Source organism: [Erwinia] mediterraneensis (assembly GCF_900604315.1).
GTDB lineage: Bacteria > Pseudomonadota > Gammaproteobacteria > Enterobacterales > Enterobacteriaceae > Pantoea > Pantoea mediterraneensis_A.
Map to the genome: position 1 here is coordinate 2432208 of NZ_LR026978.1, position 16294 is coordinate 2448501.

Consider the following 16294-nt stretch of genomic DNA (forward strand, 5'->3'; position numbering starts at 1 on the left):
TTTCATTCTGCAGCATTCGTAGCTTCTGCTTTTTTCTGACCGGCTCCAGCTCAGGCTGGGACGCGTTCGTTCTGTTCACTGTTCAGTCACTCTTTATTGTCAGGGAGGTCCGGCATTCGCCTTGTCGCCGCCACTGACCAGAGAGATTTATATATCCCCTTTATTTTGCCGCGTGATGCCGCGTGGCTACTTACTGTGCCCTGAAAAGAGGAATCATTATGAGCCAGATTATTGCCATCTTGAATTTTGAGGAGGGCTATGTGGAGTCGCCCTATCTGGATACGCAAGGCTTCCCAACGGTCGCCGGCGGCATCCGCATCGGCCCCAAAGGCGCATCTTTGAGTAATTACAATTTTCGCGTACCGCGCATCGTCGGCGATACCTGGAAGCAGTGCATCCTGCAGGGCAAAGCGCAGGAGATGCAGGTGCGGCCGATAATTAGCCGGGCGCTGGCGAAGTGCAATGACGCGCGTGCTGATGTGCTCTACAGCATGGCTTACCAGCTGGGTGTCGAAGGACTCGCACAGTTCAAAGATATGTTGAACATGATCGCCCAGGAAGATTTTGACGCGGCGGCCAATGCGATGCTGAACAGCCTCTGGGCGCGACAGACGCCCGGGCGGGCGCGACGTCATGCCGAGGTGATGCGTAGCGGGACTTATGACATCTATCGGGGGTTGCTATGAGCTGGATTTACTACCTGATCGCGGTGTTGCTGGCCATCATTCTGCTGTTACTGCTGCACCGTTTTACCACGCTGGAATTTGTTACCCATGCCAGATTGCTGTTTAAAACCTGGTCGGTGTGGCTGGCGACGCTGGGCTCTATGCTCAGTGCCTGGGCACAGTCATTTCCGGGGGATGCCCTGAACGCCTGGAACAGCCTGCCGGAAGATGTGAAGTCTATTATTCCCCATAACTACCTCGGCATGATCGGCGCTTTTATGGTGGCGATGGGCGTGCTGGCGCAGTTTGTACGCCAGCGAAAATTACTTGAAGAGAAGGGTAAACAGCAGAGGGCAAAACCATGATGCTTTTCAGCGCATTACTGGCTGGCAGCTGGCACTGGCTGGCAGCGGGCGTTGCTGTGATTGTCGCTATCTTTGCCAGCTATCTGAGCGGCAAAAAGACAGGCAAAACGCAGCAGCAGGCAAAGGCCGATATCGAGAGCGCACAGAAGGAGGCGGCGCAGGTAGCTGCCGTTGCACATCAACAACAGCAACATCGTGAGGAGGCAAAACGTGTTGAGGCGGAGAACAGTAATCTTGATGATGCTGCCGCTCGTAACAAGCTGCGGCAGTCCCGATACCACCAACCCTGAACCGGTGGCCATCACCGATTCAGCTTGCGTACTTTTTTCCCCGATTTATACCCATGCCAGTGACGTGCAGGTGATGGATATCCGCACCGTGCGCGCCATTAACACCCACAACGACATGTGGGATCAACTTTGTAGCCCACCGGCTCACCCCTGAATTTTCAACCCTGAGTCATTCCGGGCTCTTTTCCGAGCCTGTTAATCCTGATATTCCTGAGGAGGAATCTATGATCGAAGTTAATTCTTTTGCCGAACTGAGCACCACTAAGCCAAGCGTATCAGGCGAAGTCGCTGTACTGAAACGTTATTATGATAAAGACTCCAGCTTCCGTGGGGGCGGTGAGTTTGTCGGCTTCCTGAGCACCACGGTGCTGAAAGAGGATGGGGGCACGGTAGTGATCGGCAGCGGCTTTTACTGGAAGCGCATCATCAACGATCCTACCGAGATCAACGTGCTGCACTTCGGGGCGAAAGGCGACGGTACGACCGATGACACCGAAGCGTTTCAACGTATGCTGAACTGGACCCAGACTTACAACACCAACGTAAAAGATCTGCCGGTGCGCTTCCCGGGCGGAAAATTCCTGATTAAACCCATCGATCTCAGTGGCGCGGAAATCCCTTTTTTTGGGCTGCTGGGCGATGATATCGAGCTCGGCTCGTTGCCGCGTACCACTATCGTTTCGGACAAAAGCAGCAAACCGGTATTTAAAGTCAAAGCACGGCGTACGGCGATTCGCGGTATTGCCTGGAATGGTCAGGCATCAGCTAATACCACAGAAAATGCTGGTACTATTACTGCCGCGATGTGCAGCAATACGCAGCCCTTCTTTGAGAACACCTGTATTGAAGGTGAGACAGTGAATATCAGCTGTTTCCGTGCGCAGAGAACGGGCGGTACGGTGTTTAAGCTGCTCGATACCCTCGACAGTAAATTTGACCAGATTTATACCCTGGACACCTATTCGCGGGTGCTGGATGTAGGCTGGTCAAATTCACCGAATGGCGTCTGGGATCACTCAACGGCGATTGAGATCTCTAACTGTAACTTCCAGACCGGTTATGGCGATGCCACGCTCTATATGCCGCGCGTAACCCAGGGGATTATGCGTAACGTCTGGATTGAACATACCCGTAATCCTGGGGATCTTTCCGATGGCGGCTGGACCATCGATACGCTGAATATTGAGGATTGCGGCACGCCTTTTAACCTGAACAATGCGCGCGTCATTATGCGTCAGATTAATTTACAGTCAGGCTCCAAACTCTCCACAAACAGCGTTGCGGGAAAATGGCTCTCCACCTTTGAGTATGGTTATCGCCGTGAGGAGAACCACGGCACCATTATTACCGGCTCTCTGACGGCGGGCTACTACAGCGGCTTTAAGATCACCAATAATACCGATACGGATAACTGGTATCGCGTGGGGCAGTTTTACTTCCCGAATGCGAATCAGCAGTGGGTGATGGAGATGATCGGTAAAGCAGATCTGACGGCACCTTCCGGTACGGCAGGCAGCCCGGTGAGCTCCGCCGCCAGCGGTAAGACCTTTATCAATATGCAGCGTGGCGACACCGTATGGGTTGACGCACATCATGAGGGCACGCCTGCCGTGCTCGATATGCGTTACAGCCGCGTGGGTACCACCTATGTGGTGATTTGGGTGAAACTGAAGGCCAAAAGCGGCGATACCATGTTCAACCTGAAAACCACCGGCCCGACGCGCTTTGATGTGGGTTCCTGCTCGCTGTTCCAGCCCGATTTGTCGCAGGTAGCCGATACCACGGCGATGGGCACGCTGAAACCGCAGGCGCGTTTTGGTCTGCATAACGGCAGCGCCGGTATTGGCGCGAATGAAAAAGGTGTCCTGACTCTGGCAACAGCGGCAGGGACGCCGAGCAACAAAACCGCACCGACAGGCTTTGTGCTGGTCAATATCAATGGTGTGGATCGTAAGATCCCATATTACGATTGATTATCGGCACTTTCTGGCGAGGCTACGGCCTCGCCTTTTTTGTTTTTGACGCCGGACAGGGCGGGCCTTACCTGCCACAACTGCTGGCAAAAACAGCAAACGCACGGTTGCCTCTTGACTCCCTCGCTGCTTTTTTCTAGTTTATTGCCCCGTAGTTCCCGCCGATATGCCGGTATAGCTCAGTTGGTAGAGCAGCGCATTCGTAATGCGAAGGTCGCAGGTTCGACTCCTGTTTCCGGCACCAGCTTACAAAATTCCCAAAGCACAAGCATTATGCCCGTTTTCATCACAAGTATCATAACTGGTGATTAAGAAGATTTCTGACCTTTGGCTGCCAGGCTACCTCTTTACGTGACGACGTGTAGTTACCTGCTTCTGACGCGTGGCGCCTCTGGATCGTGAGTAGAACCTTTAAGAGCTGGGTTGTTTAAAAAAATAAACAGCCATTCTCATTTCTGCTTACTCTGCAACAACAATGGCTGCCTTTTCCTGAGACGAAGAATAGCCAACTCGCAGCTATTAACGAGAAAGGAAATAGCGAGGTAAAATCTGCATCAGAAAATTTAGACCAGTCAACAGGTGTATAAATCACAGTCATCCTCAGCTAAAATTGAAAATAACCATTTTAAGTAATGCTCCTGTAGCAGTTATTCGCCCATCTATTTACAACGTAGCGCCTGCTATATTAAACAGGCCACTATGAAATTTAATGTCGCGGCGGCATTTCATTTATAATAATATTCGGACACCCCCGCTGATAATTTTTGTAGATCGCTGCGTATATTTCATCTGAGCGAATCTGACAGAGTCTTCGACGCATCCGTCCTGTCGTCTCCCGGGAAAATCATTACCCTGATTTCAACGCTCTCCTGGCAGAATGGTTCAGGACAGGAAAATTTTATCTGCGCGTCTCTGACGTGCAGAGCGCAGCCAATGCCAGCGGGCGAATCTCTGCGTCTGCCATCCCAACCGCTATGGTAAAGCTGCCTGGCAGCACTCCTCTACACTCCCTGGCGGGGCAGCAAAACCATCTGCATATCGATCCTGGTTACGATAAAAAAATTCGATTGAAACGATTAATTAAAGGTCTATAGTTATGAACGTCACAGGAGACCGAATTTATGTTACGCGATTATTTAAAGCTTGAAGCGGAAGACCAGCTGCTTCAGGAAAAAGTTACACATCTGAAAACCCGGGGACAGGAAGATATTACCGAATGGGCAATTGTAGATAAGAACGGAAAGAAAAAAGGTTTCGTATCGCTGTTTGATAAGCTGAACACCCGTCGTTCTTACTGCGTGAATTACCGGATCACTCAGAAAGATCTGAATGGAAAAGTGATTGTTGATCATCTGACTGACACACTTTGATTATTTTTTGCGTTATGCTTTACCATTAATGCCGTAGTTAATTTGCTGTTTTTGACCCGCTTTCAGGCGGGTTTTTTATTGCCAGCTTAAAACCACGTCCTGCGGGCGTGGTCATCAATAAGTTTTTGGCTCTGCCTTATCGTCTCTGGATTTGAATCTTACGGAACAGGCAGAGACTGCTTTTTAAGGTTTTTGGTACACCCCTATGGGGCGCAATCAAAGCCGCCTTCTATGAAGGCGGATTTTTACTTTCGGCGCTCTGCGGAGAACGGGGCGGAGGGTTTTATCACCCTCCAGTTCCGCCTGGCCGCCAGCGGGGAGTGCTGCCACCCCAGGGCTGCGTCAGCCGCCAGCGGGGCGGTCAGATAGCGTTGCCGTGGACTTTCCGTCTGTCTCACCTTTGCCGGATGTTTGCTCCTGTTGTGCTGTTCCTGGAAAATACCGTGACCGCACCAGCAAAAAAATAAAAGTAACATAAAAATTTTTGCTCATAACTGTACTCGCTGAGCGGTTCAGTCTGTGCGGGTCAGTCACAGTTACCGGTGCTGAAAGCCAGGCGCAGCTTACAGCACAGGTTCAGGAAAGGCTCGATTATACGCATTTACTCCAGCCCGGAAGGATCCTTTCCTTCTTCCATAAATGCTTTATCAATTTCTTCTATATTTCCCTGATGATCGCGTCCGGAAAGCAGATTCCAGCAGGCAATAAAGAGCGCGGCAATTAACGGGCCAATGACAAAACCGTTAATACCATAAATTTCCATGCCGCCGAGGGTGGTAATCAGAATAAGATAATCCGGCATTTTGGTATCTTTTCCCACCAGCACCGGGCGCAGAAAATTATCCACCAGTCCCACCACCAGCACGAAAAAGCCCACCAGAAAAATACCCTGCCAGAACATGCCGGAAGCGAAAAAATAGATCGCTGCAGGCACCCAGACAATCGCTGAACCTACCGCTGGAATGAGCGACAGGAAAGCCATCAGGGCTCCCCATAACAGACTGCCGTTAATATCCATAAACCAGAAGGCAAGGCCACCCAGCACACCCTGAATGACCGCCACCACTATCGTGCCTTTTACCGTCGCGCGCGCCACCGCAACAAACTTCATAAAAAGATGATGTTTTACATAGCGCGACAGGGGCAGAGCTTCGAGGATCAGATTTACTAAATGCGCGCCATCCTTAAGAAAAAAGAACAGCAGATACAACATCACGCCAAAGCCGATGGCAAAGCTGAAGGTGCTTCTGCCGATCACAAAAGCGCTGCCAGCCAGAATACGCCCTCCCCGTAACGCAGCATCAGAGAGTGTCTGTTGAATATCTGCTGCCGTAGCAAAATGATGGTCAGCAAGAAAAGCGCGCGCCCAGTCAGGCAGATACTGTAATAAATCGGCCAGTATTACGGGCAGTGGTGTATTGGCGTTTTGCAGGTTGTTATAAACCAGATTAAATTCAACCATCAGTGATGAGGCGACAACCGCCAGCGGTATAAATACCATCAGGCAGATCATCAGTACCGTCAGCAAAGAGGCAAGGTTATTTCTCTCTCCCAGCGCCTGCCGGAGTCGGTTTTTCACGGGATGGAAGATAACGGCAAGGATGGCTGCCCACAGCAGGGCAGAAAAGTAGGGCCCCAGAATATTGAAGAATGCCAGCGTGACAATAATAAGGATCAGGATAAAAAATCCTTTTGTGAGGCCTTTCAATCTCATATCACTTCCTCTGCTACAGCATGCTAAAAAAGACAGCGGAGTATTTTTTCGCTCCTGTAAGCAGGATAGCAGTTGCCTTCCTGACATTAATGGTGCCGGGATAAAAAGCCGAGGCACGCAGACGCTTACTGACGGGGCTGTTATGAAAATGCACAGCAGAACAGAGGTTTCACCGTGCACCGAAGACAGACAGGGAGGAGGCAGTTAATGCTCAGCCAGTATGAATTTTATAAAACCATATCGTCAGGCGTGCGTTGTACTACCAGTTCGAGCGCCTTACGGTAAATGTCGAGTTGTACCGGATCCGTTTCGGTTTCGAGCTTCCTCAACAGGCCCAGAATAATATCTTTGTTATTCACAAAGGGTTTGGTCATTGAAAGCTCCTCTATTAAGGAACAGATAACCGCTTTCTCATCGGCAAACTGAGCACTCGCGCTGTTAATGTAATCAGCAAACTGAGACTCTTCGGGGAAAGGGAGTTGCATAATAAAGCCTCATTTGTCTTCAGGCACCAGAGGGCACACCCACTCAAATCTGAGGGGGCACCGGATTATCTGTGTGCCCATAATCTTGTTTATTAATATTTAACCTCTGAAGGTGGAAATCCAAACCACCTTCAGAGGTGATGCAAAGCATCATTCGTTACGATGCGACAGAATAATCACCCAAAAAATCTATATGGCAATCCGGAAGTTGCAAATTTTATTTTGAACTTTTAGTGTGGTCTTAGGAGTATTTAAAATGCAATTTTATACTGGCATATCGAAAGCAATAATCAGTATAACGCGGCGGGCTTTTATCGGCAGATAACCAATTGCATTTTATTCTGGATCGGGTAGGGGTGAGTTATTCGTAAACTTTAGCGCCAGTAAATAGTGATGGTCTGGGGCAGGCATGACGCAGGGGAAAAAGGCAGGACCTTTCTGAAGGGGGTCAGCAACGGGCATAAGCCGCTACAGTGAGTTATTACCCCCCGGCCAGCAGGCCGGGGGGTAAGGATCAGACGGTAGCCGGATCCTGAGAGACGGATTCGTCGCTCACTTTAAAAATGCGCAGGGTTTCAGCCAGCTGTGCTGCCTGTTCCTGCAATGATTGCGCCGCTGACGCTGACTGGTTAACCAGCGCTGCGTTCTGTTGCGTGACCTGATCCATCTGAGTAATCGCAGAGTTGATTTCATCAATGCCGGTACTTTGCTCAGTACTGGCGATAGAAATTTCACCCATAATTTCGGTGACGCTTTTCACACTGGCCAGCACTTCTTCCATGGTTGAACCCGCATTGGCAACCTGTTTGCCGCCTTCATCTACCCTGGCGACGGAATCCTGAATCAGCTGGGCGATCTCTTTTGCCGCAGATGCAGAGCGCTGCGCCAGATTACGCACTTCAGATGCCACGACGGCAAAGCCACGGCCCTGCTCACCCGCACGTGCGGCCTCTACCGCAGCATTCAACGCCAGGATATTAGTCTGGAAGGCGATGCCATCGATCACGCTGATAATATCGACAATCTTCTTCGACGAGTCGTTAATCATCTCCATGGTGCTGACAACCTGTTTCACTGCGTTGCCGCTTTGTACAGCCACGCTGGAGGCCTGGGCTGCCAGCTGGTTTGCCTGGCGGGCGTTATCCGCATTCTGTTTCACCGTAGAGGTCATCTGCTCCATGGCGGAGGCGGTTTCTTCCAGTGAACTGGCCTGCTGCTCGGTACGCGAAGAGAGATCCATATTACCTGCCGAAATTTCACTGGAGGCAGTGGCAATCAAATCGGTACCCGCACGCACTTCGCTGACGATGCGCTGCAGATTATCATTCATATTTTTCAGCGCCTGCATCAGCTGCCCGGTTTCATCCGTTGACTTCACATGAATGACCGTACGCAGATCGCCTGCTGCAACGTTTTCCGCAATGTTGACCGCTTCACGTAGCGGACGCACGATGGAGCGCGTCAGGAAGTAGCCGAGGAAAATGGCAGCAATGACCGCCAGTGAGGAGAAAATTAAGGTGATTTCTATGGCGGTAGAACCATCGCTGATGGCAGCGGCCCCTTCCTGCTGTAACTGCTGAGACTGGGAATCGGCAAACTTAATGACAGTATCCAGATAAGCATTTTGCGACGCCGTAATTTTTCTCAGGACATATTCACCTGCGGCATCCAGTTCGCCAGCGGTAATGAGAGCCAGCAGTTCCTGTTTGTCATGTTCGAACGCCAGACTTGCCTCTTTTACCACTTTGATTTTCTTCTGCCCTACCGGAGTAACCTGCAATCTGGCGATATGATCGATGGCCGCATTGGTTTTTTTGGTCACTTCTTCGAGATCGGTAAAACGCTGTTCGTTAAGCTCAGGCCGGATAGTATCAATGACCATGCCACGCAGATATTTGATTTGGTCATTTACGCCATCGCGTACGTCAAAAGCCAGTCTGACTTTGATATAACGGTCGTTGATAATGCTATCAATTGCTGTATTAACGTTATTTGATTTCATGACCGCCGTCGCGCTCACGATAATTAAGAGCAATATCACTAAGCTGAACGCTGCGCCAAGGCGGGCGCCGACTTTCATATTTCTCACAGATGTCATCAACTTTATCTCTCAGGCAGTAATGCAGCAACGCGGATATCTGGAAATTGTGTTTATTCCGCGATAATTTGCTGTTCCAAACGTACATTTTTAACCAGATGTCAGAGCGTTTAGCGCTATTCAGAAAAGAAACAGGCGGCATAAAAGGAGTTTGCTGTTCATAAGAGTGAAAAGGCTATGTTTACGCTCGTCAAGGCACAGTAAATCGGCACTCAGGTGGAAAACTTGATATCAATCTGTGACGCAGATTAGATTTTTTCAATGATACCCGGAACAGCCTTGTCTTATATTGTATGAATTTCAAAGGCTTATTTTAGGTGGGTGCGCCAGGCGGCGCGGCTCAGGGCTGAGAGGCGATTTTTTGTGGCCAGGCAATAGAAGAAACACCATTCAGTTTCGGTCTGGCAAACAGAAATCCCTGAAATAATCTGATTCCGGCCGCTTGCAGCCAGCACCACTCTTCCGCTTTTTCTATCCCTTCGGCGACCACCGCTATCTCCAGCGAGGAGCAACATTTTACCATTGCCTGGACGATCGCCTGTTTAGCGGCGTTTTTATGCACATCGGTAATAATACTGCGATCGATTTTAATTTTATCAGGCTGAAATTTTGCCAGTAGCGAGAGTCCGGCAAAACCAGAGCCAAAATCATCTATGGCGAGGTTGATTCCGGCGGATCTTAACTGCCGGGTTGCCGAATCAAATTCATCGAAGCGGGAAATCACCTCATCTTCTGTTACCTCGACAATCACCTGCTCCGGCACCAGATGATGGCGGGCGATCTGCTCCAGCAGAATATCAACCGCATTCGGCACCATGACCAGCGACATGGGCAGCAAATTAATCGAGATGACATGGTTGCCCCGGCCTATTTTATTAGCCAGCGCAAGTGCCCAGGATTTTGCATACAGATCGGCTTCGTAAATCTTTTCTTTTGCAATGGATGAGAAATAGTCGGCAGGCGCGCCACCATCCGCACTGCGTATCAGCGCCTCCAGCGAACTGATGCGCCGCCGTAAAGGATCGACAATTGGTTGTAATGCAAACTGGCAAGGCTGACTGTTGAATAAGGCGGGGTCCGGCGCTAAAAAAGGCGCGGTTTCGGGTATAAACTGCCATTCATGAGCGCTGGCGGAAGTCCAGAGTTGTTCTTTCCAGTGGCCTTCGACAAAGGTACGAATATACTTCAAAACTCTGTCATCATAAGTCAGATGATATTTTGCGGTGCCCTTCGCCAGTATTGCCGCTAATAACGAATCCTGCGGGTGATGTCGTAAGTCAAATAATTCCATACCCAGATTACCGAAACGACGCTTTGGCGCATAATCACGCATCATTTCCACAATATTGTCATGTCGCTGGTCCTGGCAGATATTTTCATACAGAGCGTTAACTGCATGAAAAGGGCCTTCCAGGATCTGAAAAAACCAGGTGCCGTCAAACAACAAAATGCCGGTAACCTGAATCTTTTTATTGTTGCGCTGAGCTGTAGAAACAAGTTGCTCCAGCTGTGCGGCATTAACCTGCTGGTTAAGACGACTGCGGTATATCAGGGTTGACAGCATACGGCGGCGCTCGTTCCGACAAAAGGTTGGAACTGCATATTATACGAGAACCGGGGATAGTGAGGATGTGAAATGCCTGCTTCTTTTGTTTGCGTCACTATAATCATCATAGCGATTAGCCAACAGCCAGCGTAAAGGGCGTTAATTCTGACGCTATGCCGTGGTGATAACGCCTTATTCTGTTCGCGACACCGAAATCTCTGTCACCGCTCTGCACCCGTTATCAGGGGGAACGATTTTTTATGGCCAGAATGACCATTCGCAATCTGCCGGAATCCATACATCAGCAGCTGACCGCAGCTGCCGAACAGCACCAGCGATCAACGGAGGCGGAGATACGTTTCGCCTTGCAACAGTATGTTGCTGAACTGCAGCTGTTGCGCCCAACCACCGGGCCAGAATCGACGCGCCAGCGCTGGCAAAGGCAAACCGGACAGCGTATCGCCCAGCTCTTTGTCCGGCTGCGCCAGGATGAGGTGTTTGCCGGACGGGGACGACACGATGTCCCGCATCTGGCACGCATGATTGGCGAAGCGTCACCGGCGACCCTGCTGGATGTGATTGATGGTCTGGAGGCGCCATCCTTTGACCTGCTGCGTCGTATTTCCTGCTGCTTTCACTGTTCGGAAAGCTGGCTGCTCAGCGGCGCTGGCCCCCTGTTTCTCTGGGAAAACCTTGCAGAAGACTATGCGCCGTTTTTCTCTGAGGAGGCGGAAAACAGCCGCCGCCGGCTGCGCCTGATTCGCCTGTGTGGCGGTCAGCTCGACGGCACGCTGCTCTGTATCCGTTACGACAACCAGCAACAGCATTTTACCAGTGGTTATCTCCCTGCGGCTTTCCCGTTGCGTTCCACCTTCAGCGCAGAGGCAGCAGAGCAGCTATGCCGCCTGATAAGCTTACTGAAAACGCTGCGCGGTGCGCGCCAGATTGAGGCTTATGACGTGCAGGTGAGCGAAACCCTGTCCGGGGTGAACGATCATCATCCGCGCTACTTTATGCGCCAGTCAGTAAGCACCCCGGCGAACTGGCTGCAAAAGCTGTTCGCAGGTGAAGATCCGGCAGACTGGTTCAGCGTCTTTCCCTCCGCCTTAGCTACTCTGCGGGAGGTTCCCTTTGCTGAAGGAGGGAATGATGAATTTAGCAATGCCAGCTGGACGGCTATCGATTAAACCCTCTCTGCTGCCCGTGCGGTATTATCGCCGGGATTGAGGCGCCTGATAACGTTATTCCTGAGAGTGGAGAGCGGGAGAAGAATGTCACGCCAGCAGTTGCTGGCGGATGAAACTCAGGCCCGGCTGGAAGCGCAGAAAAAAAGGTTTAATCGCCTGCCGTTTGCGCAGGACGGCAAAGGCAGGCGGATCGGCGCGTGGCTCACCCGGATACTGGCCAGCAGGCCAGGGCCTGATATGAGCCAGTCGGCCAGCAAAAGCGCACAATAATCACGGCAGGGCCGTTCTCTGATGCCTGAATATCTGCCGGCGGTCGATGCGTCGGGAGCAAGCGTCAGGTAGTAAAAAAGCAGGAGAGTCCGGCTAAGTCCGGTTATGTCCGGGGGAATAGCGCAGGCGGATAAGCTGTCTGATTAGCGATCAGAAGCTGCCGAGGCAAACAACTGAACAATGCCATTCGGTTGTACAATGTTCTGCAACAGGCGCCGGGCCTGCCAGAGAGCCAGCAAACGGGTATCGTTGTTTTCCTGTTCGGCTTGCCACATTAACTGGGCCAGCAAGGCGTTTTTATCAGGCACCTGTTCTTCCCGCAGAAGTTTCAGTACGCTCTCGCCGATTACGATATTCGCATTAATGTTTATGTTGTCTGTCATCTGATTACTCCTCCGCAGGAGGTGAATGGAAATACAGGGCAGTTTTTGCTGCACTTTTTAAGTGTAGTAATAAAACAGAATAATCCGAACGTAATTTTCCTTTTTCAGACATTGGCTAAGCCAATGGAACTTATTTGTACAGATACTAAAAGAAAGCCTGGAACGAAAGGGTGATTTTTTGCTGATAAAATAACCAGAGAGCAGTCTGGGGGTTAATTAAACATATTTTAATTAAGTGAGAGACAGAGATGCGCTCAGGCGGTCATGGGCATTTAATCTCCAGACTTTTGCCGAAGGTTGCTCTGATGCGCTGCGCAAAAAAAATAGCAAGAAGGATATTTTATCCGCAGGAAAACTAACCGTTTTAAATCAGACCGCAGTTCACAATGAAAAGTTAAATCCTGCCTGAAGGATTTCCTGATGCCATTGAAAATGGCGTCAGTATTTATTTTCCCGTTACAGACAGCGAAGTGTCACAGTCCGGATTATTTTTATCCTCCCTGGTCTTAAATACCCTGTTTTAGCGTATCGCTTCCTGGCGGTGCCGCTAGCCTGGAGAATTGATCAAGGTCTCTTTTCCCATAAAACCCGGTGAAAGCCCCGCCAATCTGGCGGCGCTGGTTTATAATTTTCTGCTCAGCCGCTCCCGTTCGGGAGCAGATATGAAGCCGATGATGAGAAAGACGATGAGATTTATTTTTATTTTGCTGACTTGTTTGTACCTGACCGGGTGTGTATCACAAATCTTTTCTGTACTCCCTAAAGACACCGATGTCTGTCCTCAGGGGCAGGATGGCATCACCGGGCAATGCTGGTAATCGCCTGTCGCCACGCGTGAGGGCGGCAACGGTCGACTGAATAATTCATTATTTTTTAAAGGAAAAAATTTTTTCTGCGCAAGCTTGAAAACGCGCCGGGCACCCCTATTTTCAGTAACGGACAAGCTTTGCTTGCCAGTAAGGTTGAACTTTTGGCTGAGTTTATTTTGTTCAGGAGGTTAATCATGGCATTCAGAACATTGTCACGTTTTCCGACTTTTGATGATTCGGTTTTTACTGATCGTTTTAATCGTATCGATCAGCTCTTCAGCCAGTTGACCGGTAATATCCCGGTTCAGGCTTCACCGGCTTATGATATCCGCCGTCTTGACGAACAAAACTATCAGCTGATTATCAGCGTGCCGGGCTGGCAGGAAGATGAGCTGGAGATCGAGACGGTTGGCGGCCAGCTCACCGTGTCCGGTAAGCGCGAAGAGAAAAATCAGGATGAAGAGCAGGGATGGATTCATCGCGGTATCCGTCGTGCTGACTTCCGGATGAGTTATGCTCTGCCGGAGCAGATGAAGGTGAGAGGGGCGCGTATGGAGCTCGGCTTGCTCAAGGTCGATCTCTATCAGGAAATCCCTGAACATGAAAAACCGAAAAAAATTGCCATTGAAAACGGCACCCGCGTTATTGAGCATCAGGCGTAACCGGTAACCCGGCTGCGTCTTTGTCTGATTCTGCTTGTTGTTAGTACTCTGCTTGCCCTGATGTCAGCTGACTTCAGGGCTTTTTTGCGTCGTTGCGCGCCTGAAAACTGGCGCGTTTGGCTACACTCTACAAGCCCATGTCGGGTTTCCGGAGGTCCCTATGTCTGAACGTCCTGATTACGATGAACCCTTACCGGATGATGCTGAAGGCGAAGCGATGCCGGAAGAGGATGATGAAGAGTACATTGACGACGAGGATGAAGAATACATCGAAGATGATGATGAGCTGGTGCCAGATCCCACTAAAGAGCCTTAAAGCGCTGTCGTGAAGTGCCCGCAGTAGCAGGCACTTTATCGGGTGGCTGATTCAGCCTGAGCCGGCTTCTCAACCGGACTCAGGCCATATAACCTGACCTGTCATACTGTTATACGCCTTTTCAGCGCCTGCTTTCCTTACTCTCCGTCCTGGTCCAGAACGCCGTGAATCACCGAGGCCAGTTCATTGATTTCAAACTTGGCCACGTAACCATTGGCACCCACTTTACGCACATGATCTTCATTGGCGCTGCCGGAAAGTGAAGAGTGGATAACCACCGGGATTTTTTTCAGCTTATCGTCGCGCTTGATGTTACGCGTCAGGGTAAAACCATCCATCTCCGGCATCTCCAGATCGGTCAGGACCAGCGCGATCTTGTCGGTAATAGGGTAACCTTCATTTTGGGCTTCCTGCGCCATCTGTTTGATTTTTTCCCAGGCTTCCAGCCCGGTGTTAAACATCAGTGCCGGAATGCCCATGCTCCTTAGTCCCTGCTCCAGCAGGGCGCGGGCAACACGCGAATCTTCGGCCACAATCGCCACGGAGCCAGGTTTCAGGTTGAAATCTTTGGTCTGGCACGTCTCAGGGGCGACCCCGCGCACAGAAGGAATAATGTCATATAAAATCTGTTCAACATCCAGCACCAGCGCCAGTTCCGGGTTCTGGTTATCGCTGTCCAGGCAGGCGATGCTGGTAATATTCTTGCTGCTGACGCCCGCTTCTGCGGTATGCACCTGACTCCAGTCAAGACGCACAATATTTTCCACCGATTCCACAGCGAAAGCCTGGGTGCTGCGCGCATATTCAGTTACCAGCAGCAGGTTCAGACCGGTGGTCGGCGTGCAGCCTGCGACCGCCGGCAGATCGATTACCGGAATAAATTGATCGCGAATGCTGGCCATGCCCAGCAGCGGCGAGCGCATACCCGCAGCACGGGTAATGGAAGGCATCGGCACAATTTCGCGCAGCTTGAAAACGTTGATGCCATACAGCTCCGATTTGCCTTTTTCCTGATCTGATCCCAGCCGGAACAGTAGAAGTTCAAACTTATTCGATAAAGCGAGATTGGCTCTCTCATCAATCTCTTTTTGAAAGTTATCCATGTTTACCTCTGAATGTCACGCCGGGTTGTAGGGTATCGATCGGTAAGGGCATAAAGGGACAAATTTCCCGTCCTGCTGGTTTATCGTGATCGTGCGCATGAGCGCTGCTCTGATTCTTATCGGCAGAAATCAGGAAAAGTAGAGGCTTTCTCTCCTGTAAGGGAGAAATAGTTGCTGGCAGGGAGGGAAGAGGGGGCGAACAGGCAGGCCCGGCGATAAGAGCCTGCTGTGCTGATAAGCATTACATCAGTGGGCTGTAACGGTTATGTGGCCTCCCAGGGATCTTTTTCATCATCTTCGCTGTCATCGCGTTTTCTCGGGATTTCTCCCTCGCCGTTGACTGCATCGCCAGCGCCAGGATCATCTTCTTCATAAGGGTTGGGGGCGTCAGGAGCGTCTTCCGGTAATCCGTGTTTTTCATTGTCGTCCGGGTAAGGCTTGTTGTGATCGGGGCGGTCAGACATAAATTTCTCCCTTTGTTCTCATGTTGATGCCTTAAGTGTAGAAGAGGCAGCGATATCAGCGAGCAGGAATCTTTTATATGTGATGCAAAGCCTCGTCGGGAATCTTGCCGCATTTTTTCTCCGGTGTGCCAGGATTAAAAGTGTGGACATCCCACTGGACAGCCTCTTCAGCTATAAGGAGTTCTATTCATGAAGAAAATGACACTACTCGCGCTCTCTGCGCTGTTAAGTTTCAGCGCTGTGGCTCAGCAGGGCGGCTTTAAGGGAGGCGAAGAGCCACCGCCACCGGCAAAACAGGACGCCGGTTACAAAGGCTCTGAGGATACCGGACAGGCCACCATTGCGGGCATTCGCGATGTGCGTGAAAACGCCTGGGTTACGCTGGAGGGGAATATTCTCAAAAAAGAGGGTGGCGACCGTTATCAGTTCCGCGATAAAACCGGTACCATCAGCATCATCGCGCCGAAAAAAGTCTTTGACGGTAAAGAGTATGACTCACAGGACCTGGTGCGTATCAGCGGCAGCGTTACCGGCAAAGGCGACAATGTGACGGTTCATGTAAAAGAACTGGGTTCGCCATAACATCCCGACGAG

Annotated in this window: 18 protein-coding genes and 1 tRNA gene; 12 read left to right on the forward strand and 7 right to left on the reverse strand. The window is 50.7% G+C overall.

The genetic code is table 11. The annotated features are described in order from the left end of the window. Positions 1-218 precede the first annotated feature (218 nt). The 6 genes from E0E17_RS11225 to E0E17_RS11250 all read left to right on the forward strand — a co-directional run bounded on the left by E0E17_RS11225 (position 219) and on the right by E0E17_RS11250 (position 4663). Positions 219-686, forward strand: coding sequence for a glycoside hydrolase family protein (locus tag E0E17_RS11225; RefSeq protein WP_130834151.1), 468 nt, complete (start codon positions 219-221; stop codon positions 684-686). Then, positions 683-1030 (forward strand): DUF7940 domain-containing protein, encoded by a 348-nt coding sequence (locus tag E0E17_RS11230; RefSeq protein WP_130834152.1) that lies wholly within the window; start codon positions 683-685, stop codon positions 1028-1030. The genes E0E17_RS11225 and E0E17_RS11230 overlap by 4 nt, the downstream gene beginning before the upstream one ends. Beyond that, a complete protein-coding gene (locus tag E0E17_RS11235; protein WP_130834153.1) occupies positions 1027-1320 on the forward strand; it encodes a hypothetical protein in 294 nt (97 codons plus the stop codon). The genes E0E17_RS11230 and E0E17_RS11235 overlap by 4 nt, the downstream gene beginning before the upstream one ends. Positions 1321-1544: 224 nt before the next feature. Continuing rightward, positions 1545-3293 carry a putative phage tail protein gene (locus tag E0E17_RS11240; RefSeq protein ID WP_130834154.1) on the forward strand — a complete coding sequence of 583 codons (1749 nt, stop codon included), beginning with the start codon at positions 1545-1547 and terminating at the stop codon, positions 3291-3293. A 168-nt stretch (positions 3294-3461) separates the two neighbouring features. Further along, positions 3462-3537, forward strand: a tRNA-Thr gene (locus E0E17_RS11245). Between the two features lie 877 nt (positions 3538-4414). Then, the gene (locus E0E17_RS11250) at positions 4415-4663 is read left to right on the forward strand and encodes a hypothetical protein (protein WP_130834155.1); all 249 of its coding nucleotides are present in this window, start codon (positions 4415-4417) and stop codon (positions 4661-4663) included. 601 nt (positions 4664-5264) lie between these two features. Here E0E17_RS11250 and E0E17_RS11255 read toward each other — a convergent pair. From E0E17_RS11255 to E0E17_RS11270, 4 genes are all read right to left on the reverse strand, one after another. Continuing rightward, entirely contained in the window at positions 5265-6377 is a 1113-nt protein-coding gene (locus E0E17_RS11255; protein ID WP_130834156.1) for an AI-2E family transporter, read from the reverse strand. Positions 6378-6604: 227 nt separating this feature from the next. Next, positions 6605-6862 (reverse strand): biofilm/acid-resistance regulator YmgB/AriR, encoded by a 258-nt coding sequence (locus E0E17_RS20510; protein ID WP_130834157.1) that lies wholly within the window; start codon positions 6860-6862, stop codon positions 6605-6607. A gap of 514 nt (positions 6863-7376) precedes the next feature. Next, positions 7377-8960: a methyl-accepting chemotaxis protein gene (locus E0E17_RS11265; RefSeq protein ID WP_130834158.1), complete on the reverse strand. Its 1584-nt coding sequence runs from the start codon at positions 8958-8960 to the stop codon at positions 7377-7379. A 340-nt stretch (positions 8961-9300) separates the two neighbouring features. Next, the gene (locus tag E0E17_RS11270) at positions 9301-10524 is read right to left on the reverse strand and encodes a diguanylate phosphodiesterase (protein WP_130834159.1); all 1224 of its coding nucleotides are present in this window, start codon (positions 10522-10524) and stop codon (positions 9301-9303) included. A gap of 242 nt (positions 10525-10766) precedes the next feature. On the opposite strand from E0E17_RS11270, the gene E0E17_RS11275 reads away from it, so the two are divergent. Both E0E17_RS11275 and E0E17_RS11280 read left to right on the forward strand, forming a co-directional pair. Next, complete coding sequence (locus E0E17_RS11275) at positions 10767-11693, forward strand: FitA-like ribbon-helix-helix domain-containing protein (RefSeq protein WP_130834160.1); 927 nt, start codon at positions 10767-10769, stop codon at positions 11691-11693. A gap of 84 nt (positions 11694-11777) precedes the next feature. Further along, the gene (locus E0E17_RS11280; RefSeq protein WP_130834161.1) at positions 11778-11963 is read left to right on the forward strand and encodes a hypothetical protein; all 186 of its coding nucleotides are present in this window, start codon (positions 11778-11780) and stop codon (positions 11961-11963) included. A 143-nt stretch (positions 11964-12106) separates the two neighbouring features. Here the strand turns inward: E0E17_RS11280 and E0E17_RS11285 are convergent, their stop codons facing one another. Beyond that, the gene (locus tag E0E17_RS11285) at positions 12107-12346 is read right to left on the reverse strand and encodes a hypothetical protein (protein WP_130834162.1); all 240 of its coding nucleotides are present in this window, start codon (positions 12344-12346) and stop codon (positions 12107-12109) included. Between the two features lie 560 nt (positions 12347-12906). Here E0E17_RS11285 and E0E17_RS11290 point away from each other — a divergent pair. From E0E17_RS11290 to E0E17_RS20195, 3 genes are all read left to right on the forward strand, one after another. Further along, positions 12907-13164 carry a hypothetical protein gene (locus E0E17_RS11290; protein ID WP_130834163.1) on the forward strand — a complete coding sequence of 86 codons (258 nt, stop codon included), beginning with the start codon at positions 12907-12909 and terminating at the stop codon, positions 13162-13164. Positions 13165-13349: 185 nt separating this feature from the next. Next, complete coding sequence (locus E0E17_RS11295; protein WP_130834164.1) at positions 13350-13817, forward strand: Hsp20 family protein; 468 nt, start codon at positions 13350-13352, stop codon at positions 13815-13817. A gap of 160 nt (positions 13818-13977) precedes the next feature. Next, the gene (locus tag E0E17_RS20195; protein ID WP_165446220.1) at positions 13978-14133 is read left to right on the forward strand and encodes a hypothetical protein; all 156 of its coding nucleotides are present in this window, start codon (positions 13978-13980) and stop codon (positions 14131-14133) included. 137 nt (positions 14134-14270) lie between these two features. Here E0E17_RS20195 and E0E17_RS11300 read toward each other — a convergent pair whose 3' ends face one another. Beyond that, positions 14271-15236: a chemotaxis protein gene (locus tag E0E17_RS11300; RefSeq protein WP_130834165.1), complete on the reverse strand. Its 966-nt coding sequence runs from the start codon at positions 15234-15236 to the stop codon at positions 14271-14273. Between the two features lie 263 nt (positions 15237-15499). Continuing rightward, entirely contained in the window at positions 15500-15700 is a 201-nt protein-coding gene (locus E0E17_RS11305) for a hypothetical protein (protein WP_130834166.1), read from the reverse strand. 189 nt (positions 15701-15889) lie between these two features. Here E0E17_RS11305 and E0E17_RS11310 point away from each other — a divergent pair, with 189 nt between their 5' ends. Then, positions 15890-16282, forward strand: a complete 393-nt coding sequence (locus tag E0E17_RS11310) for a YgiW/YdeI family stress tolerance OB fold protein (protein WP_130834167.1) — start codon at positions 15890-15892, stop codon at positions 16280-16282. The last annotated feature ends 12 nt before the right edge of the window (positions 16283-16294 follow it).

Excerpts from the sequence above, each read along its gene's own strand:
- E0E17_RS11270 (WP_130834159.1), bottom strand. The coding sequence starts at position 10,524 with ATGCTGTCAACCCTGATATACCGCAGTCGTCTTAACCAGCAGGTTAAT.
- E0E17_RS11280 (WP_130834161.1), top strand. The coding sequence starts at position 11,778 with ATGTCACGCCAGCAGTTGCTGGCGGATGAAACTCAGGCCCGGCTGGAA.
- E0E17_RS11225 (WP_130834151.1), top strand. The coding sequence starts at position 219 with ATGAGCCAGATTATTGCCATCTTGAATTTTGAGGAGGGCTATGTGGAG.
- E0E17_RS11275 (WP_130834160.1), top strand. The coding sequence starts at position 10,767 with ATGGCCAGAATGACCATTCGCAATCTGCCGGAATCCATACATCAGCAG.
- E0E17_RS11295 (WP_130834164.1), top strand. The coding sequence starts at position 13,350 with ATGGCATTCAGAACATTGTCACGTTTTCCGACTTTTGATGATTCGGTT.
- E0E17_RS11310 (WP_130834167.1), top strand. The coding sequence starts at position 15,890 with ATGAAGAAAATGACACTACTCGCGCTCTCTGCGCTGTTAAGTTTCAGC.
- E0E17_RS20195 (WP_165446220.1), top strand. The coding sequence starts at position 13,978 with ATGTCTGAACGTCCTGATTACGATGAACCCTTACCGGATGATGCTGAA.
- E0E17_RS11265 (WP_130834158.1), bottom strand. The coding sequence starts at position 8,960 with ATGACATCTGTGAGAAATATGAAAGTCGGCGCCCGCCTTGGCGCAGCG.
- E0E17_RS11305 (WP_130834166.1), bottom strand. The coding sequence starts at position 15,700 with ATGTCTGACCGCCCCGATCACAACAAGCCTTACCCGGACGACAATGAA.
- E0E17_RS11235 (WP_130834153.1), top strand. The coding sequence starts at position 1,027 with ATGATGCTTTTCAGCGCATTACTGGCTGGCAGCTGGCACTGGCTGGCA.
- E0E17_RS11240 (WP_130834154.1), top strand. The coding sequence starts at position 1,545 with ATGATCGAAGTTAATTCTTTTGCCGAACTGAGCACCACTAAGCCAAGC.
- E0E17_RS11285 (WP_130834162.1), bottom strand. The coding sequence starts at position 12,346 with ATGACAGACAACATAAACATTAATGCGAATATCGTAATCGGCGAGAGC.
- E0E17_RS20510 (WP_130834157.1), bottom strand. The coding sequence starts at position 6,862 with ATGCAACTCCCTTTCCCCGAAGAGTCTCAGTTTGCTGATTACATTAAC.
- E0E17_RS11255 (WP_130834156.1), bottom strand. The coding sequence starts at position 6,377 with ATGAGATTGAAAGGCCTCACAAAAGGATTTTTTATCCTGATCCTTATT.
- E0E17_RS11250 (WP_130834155.1), top strand. The coding sequence starts at position 4,415 with ATGTTACGCGATTATTTAAAGCTTGAAGCGGAAGACCAGCTGCTTCAG.
- E0E17_RS11300 (WP_130834165.1), bottom strand. The coding sequence starts at position 15,236 with ATGGATAACTTTCAAAAAGAGATTGATGAGAGAGCCAATCTCGCTTTA.
- E0E17_RS11230 (WP_130834152.1), top strand. The coding sequence starts at position 683 with ATGAGCTGGATTTACTACCTGATCGCGGTGTTGCTGGCCATCATTCTG.